Raw genomic sequence first — 3,006 nt, forward strand, 5'->3', positions numbered from 1 at the left:
GGCGGTTTCGTCGCAGCTGGTTTCGATGCCGAGCACTCTCATCAAACTTGTCCGCTACCTATCTAAGGGGTAAGCCCAGCCCGGCTTTGGCCTACAATAGGTATGAACTGAAATGCAATCGGCCGCGTTCCTTCGCATCGGGACCAGAGGCTCGCCGCTGGCGCTGGCTCAGGCACAGTTGACGCAGCGGCTGCTGGCCGAGGCGCATGGCGTGGCGCCCGAGCGGATCGAGATCCGCGTCATCACTACCAGCGGCGACAAGCTCACCGACCGGCCGCTCAGCGAAGCCGGCGGCAAGGGGCTGTTCTCGCGCGAAATCGAGGCGGCACTCGCTGCCGGCGAAGTCGATCTCGGGGTGCATTCGAGCAAAGACCTGGCGTCGTGGCTGCCGGACGGCATGGTGCTTGCGGCCTTCCTCGAGCGCGAGGATGTGCGCGATGCGTTCGTATCGCTGAAGTACGGGAATGTTGCGGCGCTGCCGGAGGGAGCAAAGATGGGCTCGTCGTCGATCCGGCGCGCGGCGCAGATGCTGCGGGTGCGGCCGGATCTCGAAGTCGTGCCGTTCCGCGGCAATGTCGACACGCGGCTCGCCAAGCTGGCGGCGGGCGTGGCGGATGCGACGCTGCTCGCGGTGGCGGGGCTCAACCGGCTCGGCAAGCAGGACAAGATCACCGCCTATCTGGACCCGCTCGAGTTCCTGCCCGCGCCGGCGCAGGGCGCCATCGGCATCGAGATCCGTGAGAGCGACGCGCGAACGGTGGAGCTGGTGTCGGTGCTGAACCACGCGCCGACGGCGACCACCATCGCGGCGGAGCGCTCGCTGCTCGCCACGCTCGACGGATCGTGTCGAACCCCGATCGGCGCGTTTACCGAATTGAATGGGGTTTCGTGCAGGTTGACCGCCGAAATCCTCAGCCCGGACGGACGCGAGTTCTATCGCGGCTCGGTGGAGGGCGCGGCGGCCGATGCCGCCAAACTCGGAACGCAACTGGGTGCGACGCTGTTGGAACAGGCAGGGCCGGAGTTCCAGCGGCAATTCAAAGGATAGGCGCGTAACTTGAAGATGCTCGTGACCCGGCCAGACCCCGACGCGAGCGATACCGCCGCAAGGCTGGGTGCGCTCGGTATCGAGGGCGTGCCGTGCCCGCTATTGGTGCACCAGACACTCGATGTGGGGCTGCCGGAGCCGAAGGGTTTTGCCGCCATGGCGGTGACGAGTGCCAACGCACTGAGGGCACTCGACGAGCGCCGCGTGCTCGCCCGATATCGCGAGCTGCCGCTCTACGCCGTGGGGGACCGCACCGCCGCGATGGCGCGCGATCTCGGCTTTGCCGAGGTGACCAGCGCGCAGGGCGCCTTCTCGAACCTCGCCGAATTGCTGGTGCATGCGCCGTTGGCGGGGCCGATCTTTTACCCGGCGGCGCGCGACATGTCGGCCGATCTCGGCAAATCGCTGGCGCCGTTCGGGCGGATGGTGATTACCGCGGAAGTCTACGCGATGAACCCGGTGGTGACCCTGCCGGACGGCCTCGTCGAGCAGCTGAACAGCGGCGACATCGAGGCGGCCTTGTTCTACTCGAAACGCACGGCGCAGACCTTCGTGCGGCTGGTCGAGCGCGGGCTGGATAAGACGATGCGCGCGCGGTTCGGCGTGCTTTGCCTGTCGGAGGCGGTTGCCGCACCGCTGCTCGATGCCCATTTCGTGCGGGTCGGGCTCGCCGACCATCCCAGCGAAGAGGCGATGATGGGACTTGCCTTGTCGTTTGCGCGCGACCAAAACCCATGATGACCGGAACAAGCAAGGAATTGCCGCATGGCTGAACGCAAGTCGGGGCCCGTCAAGCCGCCGGTCATCGAGCTGAAGGCGCGGGAGGCCGAGAAGCCGGCTGCCGCGATGACGGCGCGCGGCAAGGCGGCCGAGGCCACCGAAGAAGTCGCAGCCGAGGCGACCCCCGAGATTACCGAGGAGCCGGCGCGTCCCGCGCCACCGCCACCGCCTCGTCCGCAGGCGCGGCTGGCAATGCCGTGGAGCGCCATCTCGATCGCGACGGTGGCCGGCGGGCTGCTCGGCGCGGGGTTGGTTTACGGGCTCGGCAACTGGCTGCCGCTGCCCGACCAGCGGCCGGTGATCGCCGATCCGGCGGCGAGGCTCGACGCGACGGATACCAGCCTCGGCGAGATCGAGACGCGGCTCGCGGCAATCGAAGAGCAATCCAAGCGCACCCAGGTCAGCCTCGACGCGACGATCGCGCAGCTCGATGGCGGCTTGAACGAAGTACGCCAGTCGATTGCCGCACTGCCGGCAGCGGCGGCGCCGGTCGACCTCACGCCGCTCGAAACACAGCTGAAGAGTCTCGAGGACCGGGTGACCGCCATCGGCGCCGGTGCCTCCTCCGCCGACGCGACGGCGCTGGCGCAGACCATCAGCACGATCGAAGCTGGAATTGCGGAGCTGCGCACGCAGCTGACAGCACTCGACCAACGGGTCGGCACAACGGACAGCGCGATCACCAGCCTCAAGGACGAGGTTGCGGCGACGCAGACGGCGATCTCGACGCAGAATCAGACAATCGGGGGGGCCGATATCGGTCCGGCGGTGCGCTTGCCGCTGGTGGTGTCGGGGCTCGAAAGCGCCATTGGCAACGGCCGGCCGTTCGCGGCCGAACTTGCGGGGCTGAAGGCGCTGCTGCCGGATCTGGCGGTGCCGGGCGAAATCGAGGCGGCGGCGACCGAGGGCCTGCCGCGCCCTGATGCGGTGGTGGCGCGGTTCACCGCCGAGGTGCCGAACGTGCTGGCTGGCCGCGCGGCTGTCAGCAGCGGCGACATGGGCGAGGATGCGCTTGAGTGGATGAAGGGCCTCCTCGCCCTCCGTCCGGTCGGCGAAGTGCCGGGCGACACGCCGGAAGCGATTGTCTCGCGGCTCGAGGCGGCGGTTGGCCGCCACGATTTCAAGGCGGCGGCGGAACTCCTGGCGCAATTGCCGCCGGCGATGCAAGCCGGCGCCGG

General features: G+C 68.4%; 3 protein-coding genes. All 3 read left to right on the plus strand.

What is annotated here, in order from left to right:
- The first annotated feature begins 112 nt into the window (after nt 1-112).
- A complete protein-coding gene (gene hemC, locus V6M48_RS11445) occupies nt 113-1,048 on the plus strand; it encodes a hydroxymethylbilane synthase (RefSeq protein ID WP_332812671.1) in 936 nt (311 codons plus the stop codon).
- A gap of 15 nt (nt 1,049-1,063) precedes the next feature.
- On the plus strand, nt 1,064-1,786 hold the full coding sequence (locus tag V6M48_RS11450) for a uroporphyrinogen-III synthase (protein ID WP_332812673.1): 723 nt from the start codon (nt 1,064-1,066) through the stop codon (nt 1,784-1,786).
- A 108-nt stretch (nt 1,787-1,894) separates the two neighbouring features.
- Nucleotides 1,895-3,006 (plus strand): COG4223 family protein (locus V6M48_RS11455; protein WP_332812672.1); only part of this gene is annotated, 1,112 nt, incomplete at its 3' end.

The sequence above is a fragment of the Sphingomonas sp. genome, from assembly GCF_036677245.1.
Lineage (GTDB): Bacteria > Pseudomonadota > Alphaproteobacteria > Sphingomonadales > Sphingomonadaceae > Allosphingosinicella.